21 protein-coding genes are annotated in these 20440 nt (G+C 52.2%); 12 read left to right on the top strand and 9 right to left on the bottom strand.

The features are described 5' to 3' along the window. Positions 1–7: 7 nt before the first annotated feature. The 3 genes from BM030_RS03600 to BM030_RS03590 all read left to right on the top strand — a co-directional run bounded on the left by BM030_RS03600 (position 8) and on the right by BM030_RS03590 (position 2132). Positions 8–1321, top strand: a complete 1314-nt coding sequence (locus BM030_RS03600) for a DUF4302 domain-containing protein (protein WP_090971248.1) — start codon at positions 8–10, stop codon at positions 1319–1321. 80 nt (positions 1322–1401) lie between these two features. Next, positions 1402–1713 carry a hypothetical protein gene (locus BM030_RS03595; protein WP_139215800.1) on the top strand — a complete coding sequence of 104 codons (312 nt, stop codon included), beginning with the start codon at positions 1402–1404 and terminating at the stop codon, positions 1711–1713. Positions 1714–1739: 26 nt separating this feature from the next. Further along, on the top strand, positions 1740–2132 hold the full coding sequence (locus tag BM030_RS03590; protein WP_090971244.1) for a hypothetical protein: 393 nt from the start codon (positions 1740–1742) through the stop codon (positions 2130–2132). A gap of 6 nt (positions 2133–2138) precedes the next feature. Here BM030_RS03590 and acs read toward each other — a convergent pair whose 3' ends face one another. Next, on the bottom strand, positions 2139–4058 hold the full coding sequence (acs, locus tag BM030_RS03585) for an acetate--CoA ligase (protein ID WP_090971242.1): 1920 nt from the start codon (positions 4056–4058) through the stop codon (positions 2139–2141). A 106-nt stretch (positions 4059–4164) separates the two neighbouring features. On the opposite strand from acs, the gene BM030_RS03580 reads away from it, so the two are divergent. Beyond that, positions 4165–5049 carry a UbiA family prenyltransferase gene (locus BM030_RS03580; protein ID WP_090971240.1) on the top strand — a complete coding sequence of 295 codons (885 nt, stop codon included), beginning with the start codon at positions 4165–4167 and terminating at the stop codon, positions 5047–5049. Here the strand turns inward: BM030_RS03580 and BM030_RS03575 are convergent. Both BM030_RS03575 and rsmA read right to left on the bottom strand, forming a co-directional pair. Then, positions 5035–6000, bottom strand: coding sequence for an NAD(P)-dependent oxidoreductase (locus tag BM030_RS03575; protein ID WP_090971238.1), 966 nt, complete (start codon positions 5998–6000; stop codon positions 5035–5037). The two genes, BM030_RS03580 and BM030_RS03575, sit on opposite strands and share 15 nt — an antisense overlap. Continuing rightward, positions 5997–6776 (bottom strand): 16S rRNA (adenine(1518)-N(6)/adenine(1519)-N(6))-dimethyltransferase RsmA, encoded by a 780-nt coding sequence (rsmA, locus tag BM030_RS03570; RefSeq protein ID WP_090971236.1) that lies wholly within the window; start codon positions 6774–6776, stop codon positions 5997–5999. Before rsmA ends, BM030_RS03575 begins: the two co-directional genes overlap by 4 nt. Before the next feature lie 34 nt (positions 6777–6810). Here rsmA and BM030_RS03565 point away from each other — a divergent pair, with 34 nt between their 5' ends. From BM030_RS03565 to miaA, 5 genes are all read left to right on the top strand, one after another. Then, complete coding sequence (locus BM030_RS03565; protein WP_090971234.1) at positions 6811–7032, top strand: DUF2905 domain-containing protein; 222 nt, start codon at positions 6811–6813, stop codon at positions 7030–7032. A 61-nt stretch (positions 7033–7093) separates the two neighbouring features. Continuing rightward, on the top strand, positions 7094–8149 hold the full coding sequence (pdxA, locus tag BM030_RS03560; protein ID WP_090971232.1) for a 4-hydroxythreonine-4-phosphate dehydrogenase PdxA: 1056 nt from the start codon (positions 7094–7096) through the stop codon (positions 8147–8149). An 80-nt stretch (positions 8150–8229) separates the two neighbouring features. Further along, the gene (locus BM030_RS03555) at positions 8230–9636 is read left to right on the top strand and encodes a CCA tRNA nucleotidyltransferase (protein WP_090971674.1); all 1407 of its coding nucleotides are present in this window, start codon (positions 8230–8232) and stop codon (positions 9634–9636) included. A gap of 81 nt (positions 9637–9717) precedes the next feature. Further along, the gene (locus BM030_RS03550; protein ID WP_090971230.1) at positions 9718–10302 is read left to right on the top strand and encodes an IS1096 element passenger TnpR family protein; all 585 of its coding nucleotides are present in this window, start codon (positions 9718–9720) and stop codon (positions 10300–10302) included. A gap of 8 nt (positions 10303–10310) precedes the next feature. Beyond that, on the top strand, positions 10311–11216 hold the full coding sequence (gene miaA, locus BM030_RS03545) for a tRNA (adenosine(37)-N6)-dimethylallyltransferase MiaA (RefSeq protein WP_090971227.1): 906 nt from the start codon (positions 10311–10313) through the stop codon (positions 11214–11216). On the opposite strand, the gene BM030_RS03540 is transcribed toward miaA, so the two are convergent. The 3 genes from BM030_RS03540 to BM030_RS03530 all read right to left on the bottom strand — a co-directional run bounded on the left by BM030_RS03540 (position 11203) and on the right by BM030_RS03530 (position 15207). Next, positions 11203–12273 carry a branched-chain amino acid aminotransferase gene (locus BM030_RS03540; RefSeq protein ID WP_090971225.1) on the bottom strand — a complete coding sequence of 357 codons (1071 nt, stop codon included), beginning with the start codon at positions 12271–12273 and terminating at the stop codon, positions 11203–11205. The two genes, miaA and BM030_RS03540, sit on opposite strands and share 14 nt — an antisense overlap. 78 nt (positions 12274–12351) lie before the next feature. Further along, entirely contained in the window at positions 12352–12684 is a 333-nt protein-coding gene (locus BM030_RS03535; RefSeq protein WP_090971223.1) for a YegP family protein, read from the bottom strand. Positions 12685–12939: 255 nt separating this feature from the next. Further along, positions 12940–15207, bottom strand: coding sequence for a WG repeat-containing protein (locus BM030_RS03530; protein WP_170845621.1), 2268 nt, complete (start codon positions 15205–15207; stop codon positions 12940–12942). Between the two features lie 108 nt (positions 15208–15315). Here BM030_RS03530 and BM030_RS03525 point away from each other — a divergent pair, with 108 nt between their 5' ends. Together BM030_RS03525 and BM030_RS03520 are read left to right on the top strand one after the other, a co-directional pair. Then, on the top strand, positions 15316–15948 hold the full coding sequence (locus BM030_RS03525; RefSeq protein WP_090971218.1) for a hypothetical protein: 633 nt from the start codon (positions 15316–15318) through the stop codon (positions 15946–15948). 13 nt (positions 15949–15961) lie between these two features. After that, the gene (locus tag BM030_RS03520) at positions 15962–16552 is read left to right on the top strand and encodes a hypothetical protein (protein ID WP_090971216.1); all 591 of its coding nucleotides are present in this window, start codon (positions 15962–15964) and stop codon (positions 16550–16552) included. Positions 16553–16557: 5 nt separating this feature from the next. On the opposite strand, the gene BM030_RS03515 is transcribed toward BM030_RS03520, so the two are convergent. The 3 genes from BM030_RS03515 to BM030_RS03505 all read right to left on the bottom strand — a co-directional run bounded on the left by BM030_RS03515 (position 16558) and on the right by BM030_RS03505 (position 17922). Beyond that, complete coding sequence (locus BM030_RS03515; protein ID WP_090971214.1) at positions 16558–16848, bottom strand: hypothetical protein; 291 nt, start codon at positions 16846–16848, stop codon at positions 16558–16560. Between the two features lie 10 nt (positions 16849–16858). Further along, positions 16859–17395 carry a hypothetical protein gene (locus tag BM030_RS03510; protein ID WP_079716443.1) on the bottom strand — a complete coding sequence of 179 codons (537 nt, stop codon included), beginning with the start codon at positions 17393–17395 and terminating at the stop codon, positions 16859–16861. A 116-nt stretch (positions 17396–17511) separates the two neighbouring features. Further along, a complete protein-coding gene (locus BM030_RS03505; RefSeq protein WP_079716442.1) occupies positions 17512–17922 on the bottom strand; it encodes a hypothetical protein in 411 nt (136 codons plus the stop codon). Positions 17923–18040: 118 nt separating this feature from the next. On the opposite strand from BM030_RS03505, the gene BM030_RS03500 reads away from it, so the two are divergent. Beyond that, the gene (locus tag BM030_RS03500) at positions 18041–20440 is read left to right on the top strand and encodes a WG repeat-containing protein (protein ID WP_090971212.1); all 2400 of its coding nucleotides are present in this window, start codon (positions 18041–18043) and stop codon (positions 20438–20440) included.

Below are 20440 nucleotides of genomic sequence, written 5' to 3'. Positions count from 1 at the left end.
ACTAATAATGAAGAATATATTTTTTTATGCAATTGGATGCCTTCTTCTCGTAATTGGGGGATGTGCGAAAAATCGGCTGGAACCGATAGCCGTAGAAAATGTTTACGGGGATCCCGATGAGAATTTACGCCTATATACCGACCTCATTGCTGGTCACGCAGCGGGATGGGAGTATGTATTGCAACCCAAACGGTTAGGGCTATATTACGGATTTTTTGATTTTTTGGATAGCCAAACAACGTATTTTTTCAATGATGCCCGGGAAGATATGCAAGAGGGAACGCAGGTAGGATTCCGGTTCAAAGTGGATAAGTCGCTACCTGTTTTGTCTTTTGAGCAGACATCAGCATTCGCAAACTTTGCACTGACAACACCGGGGGCGGATACCGCGTTTACATTTAAAAAGATAGTTGGGGATACCATTATTCTGGAGGGAAATCTCAACGCCAGTATCCTCAAATTATACAGGGCGGATGCGGCTGTCCGTAATTTTTTTGTGGAGGGCAATTTCGCCGAACAATTGGCCACCATCAGCACTTATTTGGCAAATAATCCTTATCTATCCTTTGAGAGCCTATCAACACCCGGAGAACACATAGAGGTCAGCTTTTCGATGGATGCGCCTGAGCGGCGTATTTCGCTATCTTGGTTAAATGAAGAGAAAAGTGATGCCGAAACAGATAGTAGATTTTATGCCTATTCAAAAGATGGTTTGCAGCTAATTTCACCATTTCGGGTAGGTGGCGTGGATTTCGTCGGTTTAAAGTGGGATGAAAATTTAGATCAACTTTTTCTGGTAACCACTACCGGCGCGCTGGTACCCCTTAGTGCCAGTCAAACTCCAGCGCTTCCACTGGCTGCACTTTTAGGGTCGAGATATAGTGCGGTAGTTGTGCCAAATGCAACCAACTATCCTGGGTGGGGGAGCGATTTTGTTGTTCGGAGAGCTGCTGCTGTTGCAGGCGTGTCACGTTGGAGCATCGGTCAGGTGCCATTGAATATGCAAACAATTACATTTAATTTTAGCGCAGGTGGCGCTTTGACAGTGGCTATTTTTGCACCCCATGCTTCCGCATTCACATTAACTTACAATTATAGTTATAGTAAAACTTCGGATGGGCAATTCAAGTTTAATTACGGAACAACACAAGGGGGTAACGAGAATTTAATTGCTAATGATTTAGCGCCGCTATTGGCACAGCGGATTAATACGGATACTTTTACAGTAGATTATTTCGTGCATCCTGAAACGGGCAACTTATTGGCCCAGTTCAGTAGCCATGAACACCCTGGCTTTACGTTTACTGGTTTATTAAGATGACGAATCCGACGGCGCGAGACAAAGCATGCCGCGGCATTATTGGGCAGAACAAAATTTTGAACAAACAAAAAAGAGGAGTAATGAGTAAATATCTTTTAACAATAGTATTCTCGGCCTACACCATGCTGTTGTTGGCTCAGACAACCGCCGAAAAATCGAAACTGCCTTTTGAATTTACCGTTTCTGCTGGCGGCGAAATCCATAGCTTCAGCGGACTGAATACGCGGTTAGAAGCACTGGATGCAGCTAAGGCGAAAACTTTTCTCTTCAGTGCAGGACTTGGAGTGGCCTACCGGTTCAACCATGTGCTGATTGGATTGGGCGTGAACGGCGGAAGTTCGGGGTTCGACTGGCTAGGATGTATAGCGTTTTTCGGTAATACATCGTCTTGAATAGGACACTAATTTACCAGTAAATTATGAAAAAACCTATTTTCCTGGCAGCTATGTCCGTTATCCTGCCTGCTATGTTCTCCTGTAACAAGGAAAATCTTGGTGAAGTAAGCGACGAAACCATACACTTAAGTCTCTTTGAAGAGATATCCGAAACAGGCGACCGCAATTTACAGTTCAGGTTAAGGACAGCCAAGATCTGCGTAAACTTTCCTCTTGATATGTCCGTAACGTTCGAGAATGGCGGGATGCAGAGCGTGATACGAGGAGTAAATGAGGTAGACATGTGTCTTACAGCGCTCGGACCGGCAGGGGGTGTTATATACTGGCAGCAGCCTGCCAACGGCGCCTTGGCAGATGATCTTAGCGGTAAACAAAAAGCGGCTCCAACAGGTGAGCCGCTTTTTGTTTACCTTTAAAATAACTTACCCCCTTAGTTTCTCGGCACCTTCCTTGATTTCGTCTACCACAGCGGGGTCGAGCAGCGTAGTCGTATCTCCCAGGTTGGACGTATCGCCCTCGGCAATCTTCCGCAGGATGCGCCGCATGATTTTTCCGGAGCGTGTTTTGGGCAGGCCGCTCACAAACTGAATTTTGTCGGGCTTGGCAATGGCGCCGATGATGCGGCTCACCGTCTGGTTGATGTCCTGCCGGGTCAGGTCCTCATCGGTATGGTGCTGGCTGGCGATGACAAAGGCATAAATGCCTTGTCCTTTAACAGGGTGTGGATAACCTACCACGGCCGACTCAATGACATCGCTGTGCATGTTGATGGCGTTTTCCACCTCGGCGGTGCCGATGCGGTGGCCTGATACGTTGAGCACATCATCCACGCGGCCGGTAATCCGGTAATAACCGTTTTCATCCCGCAAGCAGCCGTCGCCCGTGAAATACAGGTTTTCATATACGGAGAAATAGGTTTGGCGGCACCGCTCATGGTCGCCATACGTGGTGCGTATCATGCCCGGCCAGGGGTACTTGATGCATAGGTTGCCGCTTACACCGTTGCCTTCGATTTCCTGCCCGTTTTCGTCTACCAATATCGGCTGTACGCCCGGTAGGGGCAACATGGCGTAGCCCGGTACGGTGGGGGTAACACCGGCAATGGGTGAAATGAGGAAACCACCGGTTTCGGTTTGCCACCAGGTGTCAACAATCGGTGCCTTGCCCTTGCCGATTTTCTGGTCGTACCAATGCCAGGCTTCTTCATTGATGGGTTCGCCCACGGTGCCGAGCTTGGTGATGGTGCTGAGGTCTTTGCCTTCTACGTATTGGTCGCCCGCAGCCATCAACGAACGGATCGCGGTAGGCGCTGTGTACAGGATGTTGACTTTGTGTTTCTCTACGATATCCCACAGGCGGCCGGCATCGGGCCAGTTGGGTACGCCTTCAAACATCAGCGATGTAGCGCCTTGCGACAGTGGGCCGTAGATGATGTAAGAGTGGCCGGTAATCCAGCCGATATCTGCCGTACAGAAATAGACTTCATCTGGCTGGTACTGGAAGGCGTTGGTGAACGTGTAGCCCGTATAGACCATGTAGCCCGCGCAGGTGTGTACCACGCCTTTGGGCTTACCGGTGGATCCGGAGGTATACAGGATGAACAGCAGGTCTTCGGCGTTCATTTCTTCGGCGGGGCAGGGCGGGTTGCCTTGGGTTTCTACTTTCTTGATTTCATCTTCCCACCAGACATCGCGTCCCTTTATCATGGATACCGGGGTGCGGGTGCGGGTGAGCACGATGACCCGTTCTACCGACTTGCATTGCACCAGCGCGTCGTCTACGATGCTTTTCAGCGCTATCTGCTTGGTGCCGCGGAAGCCGCCATCGGCAGTGATCACCAGGCGGCAGTCCGCATCATTGATGCGGTCGGCGATAGACTGTGCCGAAAAGCCGCCGAAAACTACGGAATGGATAGCGCCGATGCGGGCACAGGCCAGCACGGCAATGACCAGTTCGGGAACCATGGGGAGGTAAATACATACGCGGTCGCCTTTCCGGATGCCGTTGTTTTTCAGTACATTTGAAAATTGCTCTACCTTGTCAAGCAACTGCTTGTAGGTGAGTACACGGTGCGCTTCGTTCGGGTCGTTGGGTTCCCAGATGATGGCCGGCTTGTCGCCCAGCTTATATACATGCCTATCCAGGCAGTTTTCCGTGATGTTGAGCCGGGCACCTTCGAACCACTTGATGTTCGGTTCCTTGAAGTTCCATTCCAGCACCTTGTTCCACTTGCGCCGCCAGTAGAAATGCTCGGCTATCTCCGCCCAGAACTCTTCCGGCTTTTCCACGCTGTATTGGTAAATCCGCTGATATTCTTCGAATGATTTGATTTGTAAGTCCATGTTTAGTTTATTTTTATGCTATTTTGCCGGATAACACGGGCGTATAGTTGGTTTTTAACGATGGCTAATTTACACACTTTTTGATAAAAAGAGAATTTTCTGCCAAATGCAATTAAATTATATACGCAAATTGCTGGACACATTGCTGTTTAGCAACGTCTTTATCGCTTGTTGTGCTGTTGCCCAAGGGCTGCTGACTTACCGTTTGCTGGGTATTCCGGTCAACCAAAGCATCTTGGTTATCTTGGGTTGTGCGACCTTGGCGTTATATAACTTCAGCATGATATTGGCCAGGCCCAGGCATCCCGGGCGTTCGCCTTACCGGCGGGTGCGCTGGGTGTTCCGGCATGAGCGTTCGCTTTGGGGGTGGACAGCGGCGGCACTGGTGGTGTTGCTGCTGCTCGGTTTCCGGCTCCACCTGCCGTCTTTCTTGCTGCTGGGGATAATGGGCATGTTGGGGCTCGCGTATAACTTGCCGTTTATCCGTATCGCCGGAGCGGAGCGGTCGGCCGGATTGCGGCAGATTACCGGGGTCAAGTTGTTTTACATCGGTGCCATGTGGGCCATGAGTGCCGTGTTGTTGCCGGTGGCCGAGGCCTATCATGACGGCTTTCCCACCAATTGGCCGGGAGTATTGCAACTGATGGCATGGGTGTTCCTATTTGTGGTGGCCATCACCATTCCGTTCGACGTCCGAGATATTTACCAGGATCGGCACTATGGTCTCAAAACCATCCCGATATTGGTTGGCGAACGGAAGGCCCTGGCATTATCCGGCGGATTGCTGTTACTGCACGCGGGGTGGGTATGGTTCAGTGGTTATCCATTGACGGTGAGGCTTTCCTTGGTAGCAACGTCTGTACTATGCCTGCTGGTCATTTGGTTCCCGCCCGTTAAGAAGAACGAGTATTACTATTTTCTGCTGCTGGATGGGATGATGCTCTTGCAGTGGCTGGCCGTGTATGGCTGCTCGGCACTACGTTTTCTGTGAAACAGCGGTGATTTCATCCAAAAACTTGATCACCTTATCTGAAAGGATGTCCGCTATCTTGAAATAGCTTTCCACGCTCCATCCGGCCACGTGCGGACTCACCATCACCTTATCATGGTTAATCAGCGGCTGAAACCATGGCTGCTCAGCCAGTTGAGGGAACTTTTCTACCGGAAGCACATCAAAGGCCGCACCCAGCACGGCACCGGTACCGAGGGCGTCCAGCACTGCGGGGATATCCACGATTTCGCCGCGTGCGCCATTGAGGAAGAAAATCGGTTTGTTGAACCGGGCGAGGTAGGCATCGTTTACCATGCCGCGGGTCTCACTGGTGAGCGGGATATGCAGGCTCAGCACGTCGGCCCGTTGGGTCACCTCTTCCATGGTGGCTTCGGTGGCGTAGGCGTCGCTGAAGCCCGTACGGTATTTGTCATAGGCAATCACCTCGACGCCAAACCCCGATAACTTCCGTGCCATGGCCTGTCCGTTGTTGCCATAGCCCACGAGGGCTACCGTGCGCCCGCCCAGCTCCAGTCCGCGGTTCGCTTCGCGCCGCCACTGGCCGTTTTTCACTTCAAAATTGGCTCGGTAAAGGTTGTTCATCAGCCCCAGCAGCATGCCCACCATGTGCTCGCCCACGGCATCCCGGTTTCCTTCCGGCGCGTTAAGCAATGTAATGCCCTTTTCCAGCGCATAGTGTTCATCGATGTTGTCCATACCTGCGCCGCCGCGTGCTATGAATGCGAGTTGCGGGGCGGCATCGATGAACGGGGCATCCACCCGGAATTTGGAGCGGATGACCAGCCCCGTATAGTCTGTGATGACGCGCACTGCGTCAGCTTTGCTAAATTCCGGTTGGTAATCGTACGGGATGTGCCGGGCTTCCAGTTTCTCCAGAAACACGGGATGGATGTCATCAACGATGAGTAGTTTGGTAGGGATGTTGGTCATAGTTGTTGTGAAATGTCGTTGGTTAATTGCACAAAATCAGCCACGGATAGCCGTTCTGCGCGCAGGTCATATAGCGGATTTTCACCCATCCGGTCTTTGGGAACGATGACGGCTAAGGCATTGCGCAGGGTTTTTCGACGCTGGTTGAAGGCGGCTTTCACAACGCGCCAGAACAGCTTTTCATCGCAGCCCAGCGTCTCATTGGCATTGCGGGTGAGCCGGATGACGCCGGACAGGACCTTGGGTGGTGGGTTGAACGCACCAGCCTTTACCGTGAACAGGTACTCCACGTGGTAGTAGGCCTGGACAAGCACACTCAGGATACCGTATTCTTTGCCTCCCGGCGGGGCAGCGCAGCGCTCGGCCACCTCTTTCTGGAACATGCCCACCACCTCCGGCACGCGGTCGCGTTCTTCCAATACCTTAAACAGAATTTGGGACGAGATGTTGTAAGGAAAATTACCGATAATGGCCAGTTTGCCGGGGAAGTGGACGGAAAAATCGAGATTGAGGAAGTCGCCGTGAATAAGCCTGCCGCCCAATTGTGGGTAGTTGTCTTTCAGGTATTGTACAGACTCGGCATCGATATCGATGAGCCAGGTTTGGTAGTCGGTATGGCGGAGCAGGAGTTCTGAAAGGACACCCATGCCGGGGCCGACTTCCAAGACCGTGTCATACCCCAGCGCAGGGCGTAGGGCACCTACGATTCTGGCGGCAGCATGCCTGTCTGTCAGGAAATGCTGGCCCAGGTGCTTTTTGGCGCGGACATTGCTCATCGTAAATTAGCTTTGCGGCAAAGATAGCTAAACCATGAAAGACATTGCCAAAATATTGATTTTCGGAGGTGGCCTGCTGCTGCTCGTCGGGCTGACGGTTTATTTTGCCGGCGATAAGCTGAGGTGGTTCGGTAACCTGCCGGGCGATATCCGGGTAGAGCGGCCAGGCTTCAGCTTCTATATGCCGTTGGCCAGCATGTTGTTGGCAAGCGTGGTGCTCAGCGTGGTGGTCTGGCTGGTAAGAAAGTTGTTTTGACCAACGGATTACAGGTGAATTTTTTCTACTTTTGGTAGCCCAAAGAAAGGATAACTACAACATGAGCGACAAACTGAAAATAGGGATTTCCATCGGCGACGTTAACGGCATTGGGTTAGAGGTGATTATCAAAACCTTGTTGGATAACCGGATACTGGAATACTTCACGCCAATCGTGTATGGAAACACCAAGGTCGCTTCGTTTCATCGGAAAGCATTGGGGATTAATGATTTTAGTTTTCATGTTATCCAGTCGCCGGAGCAGGCGCATGGCAAACGCCCCAACATGATCAATGTCTGGCAGGAGGAGGTCAAGATAACACTGGGGGAAGAAAACGAGGTGGGGGGAAAATATGCGTTCCTCTCGCTGCAACATGCGGTGGATGATCTGATGGACGGCAAAATCGATGCTTTGGTTACCGCGCCGATAAATAAACACAATATCCAGCAGGAGGGGTTCGATTTTCCCGGGCATACGGAATACCTGCAATCCCGTACGGGAAGTGGGGATGTGCTGATGTTTATGATCAGCGATGAGCTGCGCATCGGCGTGGTGACGGGCCATATTCCTGTAAAGGATATCGCAGCCAGCCTGTCCGTTGACCGCATCGTCTCCAAGCTTGCGGTGATGAACGAAAGCCTCAAGCGGGATTTCTGGATTCAAAAACCGAAAATCGCGGTGCTGGGTTTGAATCCGCATGCCGGCGACAAAGGACTTATCGGCACGGAAGATGAACAGCTGGTCATCCCTGCCATCGAACAGGCTAAATCAACCGGCGTGTTCTGTTTCGGCCCTTATGCGGCCGACGGTTTTTTCGCGTCGGATGCGTATACCAAGTTTGATGCGGTGTTGGCCATGTATCACGATCAAGGACTTATCCCGTTCAAGCATATCGCTTCCAGGAGCGGCGTAAACTTTACCGCCGGATTACCGGTGGTGCGCACGTCGCCGGACCACGGTACCGGCTATGATATCGCGGGGAAAAATATAGCGGACGAAACCTCATTCCGGGAAGCTATATTCGCGGCCACCCACATCGTGGAACGCCGGATGGAGCAGGAGGAGTTGACGGCAAATCCATTGGTCATCAGACGTTTGTCAAGGGATAGGGACTGATTCCGTCAGCCCATGCGGCGATTATCAACTGAATGTGTATTTTTGCCGGCCGCCATGCGCTAATGAAGCCGGATACCGTCATGAGAGAGTTTTTACAACACCCGATATTTACAGTGCTGAGCGATATCGCTGCGGAGTCGCAGGTGGAATGCTATGTTGTAGGCGGGTATGTGAGGGACCGGCTCATGGGGCGCGATTTTAAGAACGATATTGATGTGGTGGTGGTGGGAAGTGGTATCGATTTTGCGATGCGGGTGGGAAACCGCCTGGATACCAAAGTGGCGGTTTATAAAAACTTCGGTACCGCCATGCTGAACCATGGGGAGCTGCAACTGGAGTTTGTGGGGGCGCGCAGGGAATCGTACAGGAGGGATTCCCGGAAACCTATCGTAGAAGATGGCAGTTTGGAAGACGACCAGAACCGACGCGACTTTACCATTAATGCGATGGCGCTTTCGCTGAATAAGTCTGATTTCGGCAGGCTGCTCGACCCTTTCGGTGGGTTGGAGGATATCCGCCAACGCGTCATCCGTACGCCGTTGAGCCCGGGCGAAACGTTCTCGGACGACCCGCTGCGGATGATGCGGGCCGTACGCTTCGCTACCCAACTGAATTTTAAGATAGATATCCGCGCCATCAACGCCATTAAAGATAATCGTGAGCGCATACGGATCATTTCCAAGGAACGCATCATCGATGAACTGAATAAAATCGTGTTGGCCGCGAAACCTTCTTTCGGGTTCAGGTATTTGTTTGACACGGGTTTGCTGCATATTGTTTTTCCGGCGATGGCCAACCTCCACGGTGTGGACGTGATTGATGGCAAAGGGCATAAGGATAATTTTTACCATACCCTTGAAGTACTGGATAATGTGGCCGAACTCGGGGGCGATCTGTGGCTCCGCTGGGCGGCCATCATGCACGACATCGCCAAGCCGGCGACGAAACGTTTCGATAAGCGGCATGGCTGGACATTCCACGGGCATGAAGATAAGGGGGCCAGGATGGTGCCGAAGTTGTTTGCAGAGCTGAAATTGCCGCTTAACGACAGGATGAAGTTTGTGCAGAAACTCGTGCTCCTGCACCTGCGGCCCATCGTGCTGGCGCAAGATACGGTGACCGATTCGGCGGTGAGACGCTTGCTGTTTGAAGCGGGCGACGATATCGATAGCCTGATGATGCTTTGCCACGCTGATGTGACCACCAAGAACGAGTATAAAAAGAAAAAATACCGCCAGAATTTTGAGCTGGTCAAACAAAAACTCAAAGACGTGGAGGAGCGCGACCAAATCCGGAACTGGCAACCGCCCGTTACGGGAGAGGATATTATGGCTGCGTTCCGACTGAAACCGGGTAGGGAAGTGGGGGCGATAAAAAATGCCATCCGAGAGGCAATATTGGAAGGCGATATCCCCAATAATCGGGAAGAGGCCTACCGGTATATGCTCGAAAAAGGAAAGGAAATGGGGCTGGCACCCATAAACTGACCGCCGTATTTCGTATCTCGTATATAAATTAGGATATTCGCATAAAATTCACGTAAGGTAAAGTTAACATAAAGGAGCGCCATGGCTATCTACCGGTTCAGGATTTCGTTCGAGGATTATGATGATGTGATCCGTGAAATCGATGTCTTGCCTAAGCAGACGTTTTTGGATTTGCACAATGCATTGCACGCGGCTACAGGGTACAATCCTGAGGTGCCGTCTTCATTCTATGTGAGCAATGACCGCTGGAAAAAGGGGGACGAAATTGCCTACATGCCCGATAAGCAGAAGCTGGAACGGGGCGTGGCGTTGATGGAACAGTCGCGGCTGAGCAAATTCATTGACGACCCGCACCAGAAGTTCTATTACGTCTATAACTTTGACCGCCCATTCGATTTCCATGTGCAGCTCGTCAAAATTTTGAAGGAAGAGGAGGGCAAGGAATATCCGGCGTTGTTTAAGAGTGTAGGCCAGGTTCCGAAATTGCCGGGCACACCGATTGTGCCGACGGAATCGGCCGCGAAGAAGGAGGGCGATGAATATGATTTCTTGCAGGAGACGGAATACGGCATCAATGAGGAAGAAGATTTGGATATGCTCGATGGGGAGGAGCAGGAAGGTGCAGGGGAAGAAGCCGACAACAGCCGGGACGAAGAGGAATATTGATTGAGCGCGTGAGAAAGAAGACGCTTGTCTGCATCGTAGGCCCTACGGCCATCGGAAAGACGGCTGTGGGTATCCGGATTGCTCAGCATTACCAAACCGTTATCCTATCAGCCGACTCCCGCCAGTTTTACCGGGAACTGACCATCGGAACAGCCAAGCCGTCTGCTGAAGAATTGGCGGCTATACCGCATTTTTTTATTGATTCGCATAGCATTGAGGACGATTACTCCGCGGGCGATTACGAGCGGGATGCGTTGGCCTTGCTCGACAGCTTGTTTACCCGGCACGACCGGGTGTTGTTGGTGGGCGGCTCAGGCTTGTTTGTGGACGCGGTGTGCCGTGGGCTGGACAACCTGCCCAAGCCGCTGCCCGGCATGCGCGACCGGCTTAATGCAATTTATAAAGATCAAGGACTGCCTTATCTTCAGCAATGGCTGGAAAAGGTGGATCCGGTTTATTACCGTGAAGTAGACATCCAGAATCCTCAACGGGTGATCCGGGCGCTTGAGGTGTATGAAAGCACCGGGACTCCGTTTTCACATTTCAGGCGGCAACAACTCGCTGCGCGATCCTTCAGCGTACTGAAAATCGGGCTGAATGCCGATAGGGGGCTACTTCACCAGCGCATCAACACACGGGTGGACGCGATGATGGAGGCGGGATTGCTGGACGAAGTGAAAGCCTTACTCCCTCACCGTGCTAAGCCGCCATTGCAGACGGTGGGCTATACGGAATTGTTTGATTACCTGGACGGGAAGTTGACCCTCGAACAGGCCGTGGAGCAAATCAAGCAGCATACCCGTCAATACGCCAAACGGCAACTGACCTGGTTCCGGAAAGATAAGGAGACAGTATGGTTTGCGCCCGAAGAAACCGGCCGCATCATCGCTCATATCGATGCTACCCTACAATGAAATTCCAACCGAACTCGTCCGCAATGCGTCCGTAACGCAAATCATTGAGGTATTGCAGTACCCGGTTTGAGAACTCCCGTTGAGCCGGGTCCGGCAGTCTATAAATCTGGCCTTCGTAACCGATTTCCGAGATGGGTGTGAGCGTCGCTGCCGTACCGGCGGCAAAGGCTTCCGTCACACTGCCGTTTTCAATGCCGTCTATGAGTTCCTTGACGGATACCTTGCGCTCCTCCGCTTGGTAACCCCAATGTTTGGCGATTTCGATGATGGTACGGCGTGTAATGCCGTGCAATATGGTGTCAGAAGAAGGGGTGATGATCGTGTCGCCTACCCGGAACACGAGGTTGGCCGTACCGGCTTCTTCAACGTATTTGTGCTCAATGGCATCGGTCCACATCAACTGATCGAACCCTTCTTCCTGGGCCAGCCGTGTGGGATGTAGCGACAGCGCATAATTGCCCGCATTTTTGGAAAATCCCACACCACCCTCGGCGGCACGGGTAAAATGGGTTTCTACCTTTAGCCGCAGCGGCTTGTTATAGTAGGCACCTACCGGGCCGGTAATGATAATGAATTTATACGAATCGGAAGGATGTACACCCAATGCCGCTTCGGTACCGAACATAAACGGACGGATATACAACGATGCACCCACGGTGCCTGGCACCCAGCCACGGTCGATATCCAGCAGCGCTTTCAGGCCGCCGATGAAAATCTCTTCGGGAACTTCGGGCATTTCCAGCCGCAGTGCCGATTTGTTGAACCGCTCAAGGTTCTTGTCCGGCCGGAAGACACTGATGGTTCCATCCGCGAATTTATACGCTTTCAGACCTTCAAAGATAGCTTGGCCGTAATGTAGGGCCGATGTGGCGGGACTCAATGACAGGTTCCCATAAGGCACAATGCTCACCGTGTCCCAATGCCCGTCGACATAGTCGGCGACAAGCATATGGTCAGATAGAACCTGACCGAATTTCAGGTTGCTGAAATCGACTTGCGGGAGCCGTGGCTGTTGCGTGTGCTCCACCCGGATTGCTGTTGTTGCTGCCTCGTTCATGACTGTAATTACTTGGCACGCAAGTTAGCAAAAAAAGCGGATTGGAAGAAACCCTTTTCTCCCAATCCGTATGATGGTTTATGCTGTTTGGTCGTCTACAACGGCATCAGGGGCATTGCGTTTTACCGATTCGATTCCTTTGTCGCGGCCGGCAGAACTTTCATACATTTCGCTTGAACCGATAACTTGCCCGTTGCCTGCTTTCAGGTTAAAGAAAAACTTACCATTTTTTGCTTCTTTCCGCTCATAGCGGGCATCATTAGCGGCATTTTTCTTCACGGATTCAATTCCGTTAAGGCAGGAAGCCTTGGCGGTATAGCCTTCGCTGGCCAGAATGACCTCGCCATTACCAGCCTTAAGGTTGAATTGGAATTCACCGTTTTTGCGTGTTGTGATGACAAACTTTCCCATGTTTTTACAGATTTTTGATGTGAAGAGTTATAAATTATAAATGGTTATTTTCTGTACTAATATAGTAACTATTCGTTAAATCGCAAATGCTTCTTGCTGCGTGAAAACTTTAACATTTCTTAACACCGCCAATTCAATGCGTTTTTTCTAAATCCGTATCTTTGTACCATAAAATTTGTCTTTTCATAATTTAGGTTTATAATTGGTTAGTTTGAAAGCCCTGATCCTCCCCGTTTCAGGGCTTTTTTATGACAATCAGCGCATATCTTCCTTGGTTTCCGCGATGGCCGCTTCCCGGGCTTGGATAGTCGCTTCATCCGGATAAACCCGTTTCCCCGCGCGGTCGACGAATAGCTCCTCGCCGTTTAGTTTGACCTTGGCCATGCCGTGGATAAAGATGTCCCCGTCATCGTAGATGATGGGAATGCAAACCTGATAGGCTGAATCCAGGTATCCGATTTTTCCGTCATTGACCACCCAGGCCATCCCATCGGCTTTAAAAGGGCCTATCCGGTCGTAGATGGGTGGACACAGCTCCCGGAAGAGGTAGTCCACAACACCGGTTTTTCCGTTTTTCCGTACGGTGGCGCGGTTGGCATGGAAGGCAGATACCCTGTCGTATTGCCGGTCATGGAGCAGGTACCCATGCCGGTCGAATATCCGCGCGCCGAGGCTGTCGGTTGCGATGATGCGGTTGTTCGCATAGTCGATGTCCACTGCATCGTAGTCGAGCGGTATGACGACGCGCCCTGCGGTGTCCAGCACGCCGCGCCGGCCATTGCGTATGGCCACGGTGACCGGATAACGGAAATAGGAAAACTTTTCGTAATGCAACGGCAGGATTTCGCGGCCGAGCCGGTCCACAAACCCTTCGCCGGTATCGCTGACTACCCGGGCACGGTTGTGGTGAAACGTTTCGACCGTCCGGTAACGCAATGGGATCACTACGGCCATGGAAGTGTCGATCAGTCCCGACAGTTGATCCCGGGTGGCGTGAAACAGGTCATCAGGCATATACGATGATCGGTACATGTTATCATACGGATAATCCGTGATCTTCCCTGTGCGGCGGTCGACCAGCAGCGACCGCTTCGGCCGGTCGGTATACCAGTATCGGGCATTAAAAATCTTGGGAGGTTGAAAGCCCAGGCTGTCGATGATTTCGCCCGCGGTGTTGATGGTGTGGTAGGACGGTATGTCGTAAGGGGACTTCGTTACCCAGCCGATGCCATACGTATTGAAGGCGCTGCCGCCGGTATACATCAACGGAATACGTACCGCTCCCAACGTGTCTACGTAGCCAATGCGACCGGATTGATCCACCACCAAGGCGCGATTGCAAGTAAACGGAAGGGCAGATGGGTAGTCGGTTAAGGCAACGGTATGCCCAGACCGGTCGATGAGCGCGGTCATCCCGCCTTTCCGTACCCAGGCCCGGTTGCTGCTGAACCGCATCCGCGCATAATGCCGGTTGTCAAAGGCATCGAATTGGAAGGGAATCGCCAATCGGCCGGCGGTGTCGATGTATCCCCATTTACCATCTTTTTTAACGGCTGCGAGTCCTTCGCTGAATGTGCCGGCATCTTCAAATGCCAGTTCATATAACAGGTGGCCGGTGGAGTCTGCGTATACATAATGGTTGTTATTTTGGTGGCAGAGGTATATCCCTTCACCGGCGTCATAAATGGCGTCAAAGACGACGGGTAAAATCAACCGCCGCTGATTCAGATGGAATAGGCCCACTTTTCCCGAATGGTTCTCGATGGAATAATTCCCGTCGTCCCGGAGCTGAACCCGGCGGTATCGCGCATTGACCAGCAGCCGCCCGTTTGCGTCGGCCAGTCCAACGCCATCCTTTCCCGTGAGGCGATAGTCCCCTCCGGCAAGCGGTTCAATGGCGGTATACACCAATGGCAGCACCTCCACGCCATGGGTATCGATCAGCCCGAAATGTCCGTTTTTCCGCACCCTGGCCAGCCCATTTCGGAATGGCGTGGCATCCTCGTATTCCAACCGGGTTACCCGGTTGCCTGTGCGATCGATGAAACCATAGTGCAGCCCATCGGCCACTACGGCGCGGCCTTCCTGAAACGGCAGCGCGTAGTCATACCGGGGGCGGACAACCCACTTCCGCCTTGCATCCAGGTAGCCATACTTACCGCGGATTTTTACCGGGGCTACCCCATCGGAAAAATGGCCGGCCCGTTGATACTTGAGCCGTCCCCAACGTACCCCTGTTGACGTAATGAACCCGGCGCGGCCGCCGCGCTGCACCACGGCAAAGCCGTCATGGAAATCGTCTCCCCAATCAAACCGAGGTGTGATGAACCGTTTTGACGATGTGTGGATATAACCCCAGCGCGTGCCCTGACGGATGCGCTGCCAACCGCAGGAACGATCGCCGATATAGTCCAATGTGGCGGGTTGGATTTCTATAGCGGTAGCCAGCCGTTTTGTGGTGCATGACGACCATAGGACAGCTGCCAGGCCGATTAACGGAAGTAAGGAGGAGTTGCTTGTCATCGTTTTCAAAATTAAGCGGCGAAGCTCGGCAGATAAATCCATGTTTTCAGGGATTTTTTCATTTGAACGAGGTAACGACCTTTGTCGTAGTACCAATAATGAAAAATCATGCAACAGCTATGGAAACAAAGCCGCAAGATCACGCTGCTCCTTATCGTGGCAGCGCTGGGTGTCGGCGGATGTTCAAAAGACGACGATGAAGGAATTGAACCGGACATCAACCCAACCAACAGCCTCGTATATAAGGGGCACACCTACCGCCTTAACGACGCTGGCTATAGCGACTACGGTTTCGATGGGTCGCATTACAACCAGGAATTTTACTTGTTTCAATTTGCCGAGGATGACGACGACAATGTACCGGTACACCTGTTTTTAGACCTGTACTCGGCAAGTGAGCAAACGTTCCGGCAGGGCATTTTTAGTTTCGCCGACTACGAGGCAGAAGATGTAACAGGCAAACATTATTTCGACGACGGATACCTTATCTTGAACATGCGGATAAGCAGTGAGGATGCTGATGAAATCGCCTTCATTTCAGGGGGCACCGTCAAAGTGGCCGGGAGTGGAAACAACTATAAGATTGAATTCGACCTGATGATGAACAATGGCGAGTCCGTGAAGGGCAGCTATGGCGGCACCTTTGAGCGTGTGGCACCCCACGCTGCGCAATCGGGCGTGCAGGGCAAAGTCAGCCAATGGATGCAAAAAGCGGGACCGGTCAGTAGATTGTTTAACTAATTATAATTACACCATGAATCGCATAGCTATTATCACGCTATTTGCCGTGTTGCTGCTGTTCCAGCGCCACGTGGTCGCGCAGGATAGTGAAGAAGACGATACACCTGTCGCTTTCGAGCTGCCCGCCCCAGCGCCGGATAAGGCATTGGTGATTTTTACGCGCCCGCCATTGGAAGCGCCGGTTATCCAGTTTCAGTATTACGACGGCGGCCAATACCTCGGTAAAATCGGACCGGGCAGTTACCTGGTCTATGAATGCGATCCCGGCAGCCACGTCCTTTGGGGTAAATCCGAAAACATGAGTTTTATCGAAGCAGACCTGGAAGCGGGCCGGGTATACCTGGTCAACACGCGGGTCACGTCAGGGCTGACCCGCGCCCGCGTCGATCTGGTTCCGTATGATCCCACGCAGAAGAATGCCGAAAGACTTAAAAACCGGTTGCTGAGGCGGATCAGTAAACGTGAGGAAATCCGGGTGCAAGCCGGGGCATTGGATGCGTCTGACCATGCAAAGCAGGCGGCGCGTGGTCTGGAACGGTATGAGCAGCTGAAAGCAAAGGAAACCAAGCTCGAAACAATGGCCCCGGATATGTACGTGCAGTAACTGCGCTAGCAGATTACGCACATGTTGCGAAGCGCGATGATCAAGATCACGTGAAAGGCGATGACCAGTACCGACAGCACGACGCATACCACGACGCTGACCGTTCGTTTCGTAGCGACACCGATTCCACCGAGGATGGCTGCGATGGCTGCCGCTAGGACGGCCAACGAAATACCAATATCCGGATGGACGTCCATGAACGTCCACGAGAGCGTCGAAAGAACGGCCAATGCCAGGAACAACCACGACCAGGTAGTAAGTACTTGCTTTTTTTTCGATGGATAAGCATTGCTCATAACAGTGATATTAAAAACCTATTTTCATATTATGGAAGGCAGCAATGTTTACTTCCAGCGATATGCGGTGCTGCCCGATATGAGCGAACTGCTGTGGATTACCGTACAGGTGACGGGCGTAATACAAACGGATTACCGAACCGGCCGTAAAACCGGCCTTCGGCGAAAATCGCCAAGTACCTTGTGAGAAATCGGTATGCCATCCCGCATCAATTCCGCCACCGAAGGTCAGCGCCTCTATAATGTCGAACCCGATATCAGCGTTCACCTTAGGGACTAATATCAACTGATTAGCGAAGACAGCTTCGGAGCCAAGCGAAACATCGAAGAAATGCGTCAGCTGGCGACCAAAGAGGAGATTGTATGCGCCGAAACCAAGGTCTACGCCAACGGCTTTCTGATACGATACGCCCAGCCTATTGAGGGGCATAAAACCGGTTGCACGTTGCGCGCGAACGGGGGAGATGCCGACACAGACGATTAAGGCACCTATAAACAGCGTGTGAAAAAAGTTGGATTTCATCGGGATATTTTCTTTCATCGTCATGGCAATCACTTTTTTAAAGCTATTAACGACACAATACCCAGGCAATAGCCGAAATCCGTGATTTTTTCGGTAGATGAACCTGTCGCCGCATGTCCATGGTGCTGTTAAATGATCTATCATGTGCCGGTCTCATCAGTTAAGTTTTGCCAGTCATGAATGTCATCCAGCTTGATTTCACGTTCCACTGTTGTCCACAACTGTTTTTCCCGATAACGAATCGATTCATTTTCAAATCTGACCGAAAAAATACGTCTCATATCCACCTTTGGTATTTGCGCCAATTTCATTTCCTGAAGATCGATTAAGGTCAGCGCTGTTACGACACCTAAGTGAGCCCCCGTTTTGAGCCATTCTTGCAAGGCTACCATGCGGGAATTTGGCTGCCACAGGCAGTAATCCCCAAATATTCTTTCGGAAATGGGCATACCGTCTAGCTTAACGGTGTAAAACTCAGGTCCAAAACGGATCTCACCTTCGTACGTAAACGTCAGGCGATGTTTCTGATCAGGTGATGTATATGTATTCATCCGTTGGCTTTGTAAACAAAGTTAGTCGTCAGGCTCGGCATTTAAAACCCCTGAAATCCGGTATTTATACCCGGAACAACAAAGGCTATTTTTGCAGGGTTAAGATTAGTGATTTATCATGTTCCGATTCGTTTACTTCATCGCTGTTACACTGCTTGGCAGTGTGGTCTTTTTATCAGCCCCTTTGTCGGCTACACCCGCCATTCACCATCTGCCGACTGATACGCTCCATGCCGATGCGCTTGGCCCGTTCAAGGGCGACTTTGCGGAAATACGGGTGGCCGGAAAATCCCGGTACCTGCACCGCTCGGGAAAGGTGGTGGTGGATAAGCCTGTGCGATACGGTGCCCCGGTGTGCATCGCGGTAACCGATGGGGCATACGGTGCCATAAATAGCAAAGGGGACGTGATTGCGGATTTCATTTATGATGATATCCGTTATGAATATGCCGATAAGCGTCATCCGGGCGCGGATAAAAGCTATCATTATTTTCTGGCTATCGTGCAGCTTGATGGTAAGGTGGGAGCTATCGATACATTGGGCAAAACAGTTGCCGAACCGGTATATGACGACCTCCGCCCCATCAATGCACACGTATTGGCTGCCCAGAAAGCGGGAAAATGGGGGTTGCTGTCGTTGACCGACGGCGGGGAGGTACTGCCGTTTACCTATGACGATCTGACCCGTTGTTATGTGCCGGACGGCTACCTGGAGGTAACCGCCGCCGGCAAGAAGGGACTCCGATCGCCTGATGGAAAGCGGGAAGTGATGCCGGCTGTTTATGATGATCTGATGGGTATACGGCTGGATGGCGGGCCGCTACTTTTAGGCCAGCAGGGGAATGAGATTTTCTTGCTGGATACGCTCGGCAAGCGGCTGACGATGGAGCAATATGACCGGATGAGCGCCGACGGCCCACTGGTGCGGATAGAACGCGGCGGAAAAACCGGATGGCTAGCCGCCGACGGGAGCGTGCGGATTCTGCCGATATATGACGATGCGGCAGATTGGGTGGATGGGCGGTGTATCGTGACCCAAAATGGAAAAAAGGGTGTGCTTGCCGACGATGGCCAACTGATCGTGCCTTGCCAATATAGCGATATCAAAATCCTCGACGACCGTGGCAGACCGGCCATATCCGGTTCGGTAATCATCGACGGGCCTCCCATGATTCCGGGTAGCCCGAGTAAGTCATCTGGCCAGCGAAACGATAAAGAAACAACGGGCGGCGACCTGTATTTCATGGCGCGGGCAGCAGGCAAATACAATTTGTTCAACCGCGCTGGCAAGAAACTGCTCCCGATGGAATACGACGGTATACAGTTTGGTAACACGGGAGCGCGGAGTTGCCTCTATGTCGTTGCGGGTGAACGATACGGATTGGCCGACTTGCAGGGGAAAGAACTGCTACCGGTTTCTTACCGGTTTCCCATGGGCGGTTACAGCGCAAACGTTTCGGGTACCGGCCCCGCTTCGATCATTCGCATTCCCGATGGGGAATCGATCGGTTTGTATGACCTGGAGCGGAAGCACCTCCTGTTGCCGCCGGAATATGAGCAACTGGAATGGCAGTTGGGTTGCTTCATCAAGGCGACGAGCGGGCGGGGAAATGGCAACGCCACAGCCGATCCGGTATCTGCTTATTTCCGGGCGGACGGCAGCCCGTTAATTCCGCCAACCAAAAGGCTGCTTGTCCATGCGGTGGATACGGACCGTTATGTGGTAACAACGCGGAACGATAGCCATTGGTCGACCACCCTGTTTGACGCCGATGGCAAACAGCTTTACCATCATCCGCAATGGGATTTCTCCCCCTACCGGCTGAGCAAGCAACTGGTGCCCGATAGCATCAGCCGGTTACTACAGGTTCGGCCTTTCCAAGGTGGGCTGCTCAAGGTGGGTGCTGAAAAGAACCTGTTTGTGGACCGGCAGGGTAAGGAAGTCCGTTTTGAGGGGTTTGACTTCGTGGATGACTTCTTCGGTGGCCTCGCCGCCGCATCGAGAAGCGTGGATGGTAAAGCGCTCATCGGTATCATCGACTCCGCCGGGAACGTGGTATTGCCGCTTGAATACCATGGTATGGACAAGATCTATAACGGCGAAATGCGGAAAATCTGGCGAAACGATAATGTAGGGGTGATCGATATGCGTGGCCGGGTGATATTGGAAGCAGCGTACGAAGCGGTGGATTACCTGAAGCAGCCTGCCTTGTTTCAGGTCCGTCTGAATGGCAAAGCGGGATTGGTGGGCCTTGACGGTGCTACGGTATTGCCGACGGAATACGATCATATCCGCTTAATAAGTGATTCACTTCTTCGCGTGGAAAAGGACGGAAAGTCCGGCTTCGCGAGCAGCACGGGGAAAGTGCTCGTGGCGCCCCGCTATGAGGAGGCCCGGCTGAATGACTCCCAAGCGGGCTATTTTCCGGCACGGGTGAAGGTGGGTGGGCGGTGGACCTATGTGCAGGCCGACGGTACGGAACTGCCGGTGTCGGCGGGGGATAAGCTTGGATATTGA

Origin of the sequence: Parapedobacter composti (assembly GCF_900112315.1) — a bacterium.
GTDB lineage: Bacteria > Bacteroidota > Bacteroidia > Sphingobacteriales > Sphingobacteriaceae > Parapedobacter > Parapedobacter composti.
The sequence above is the reverse complement of the archived record's forward strand: the minus strand, read 5'-3'. Positions and strand labels throughout refer to the sequence as shown.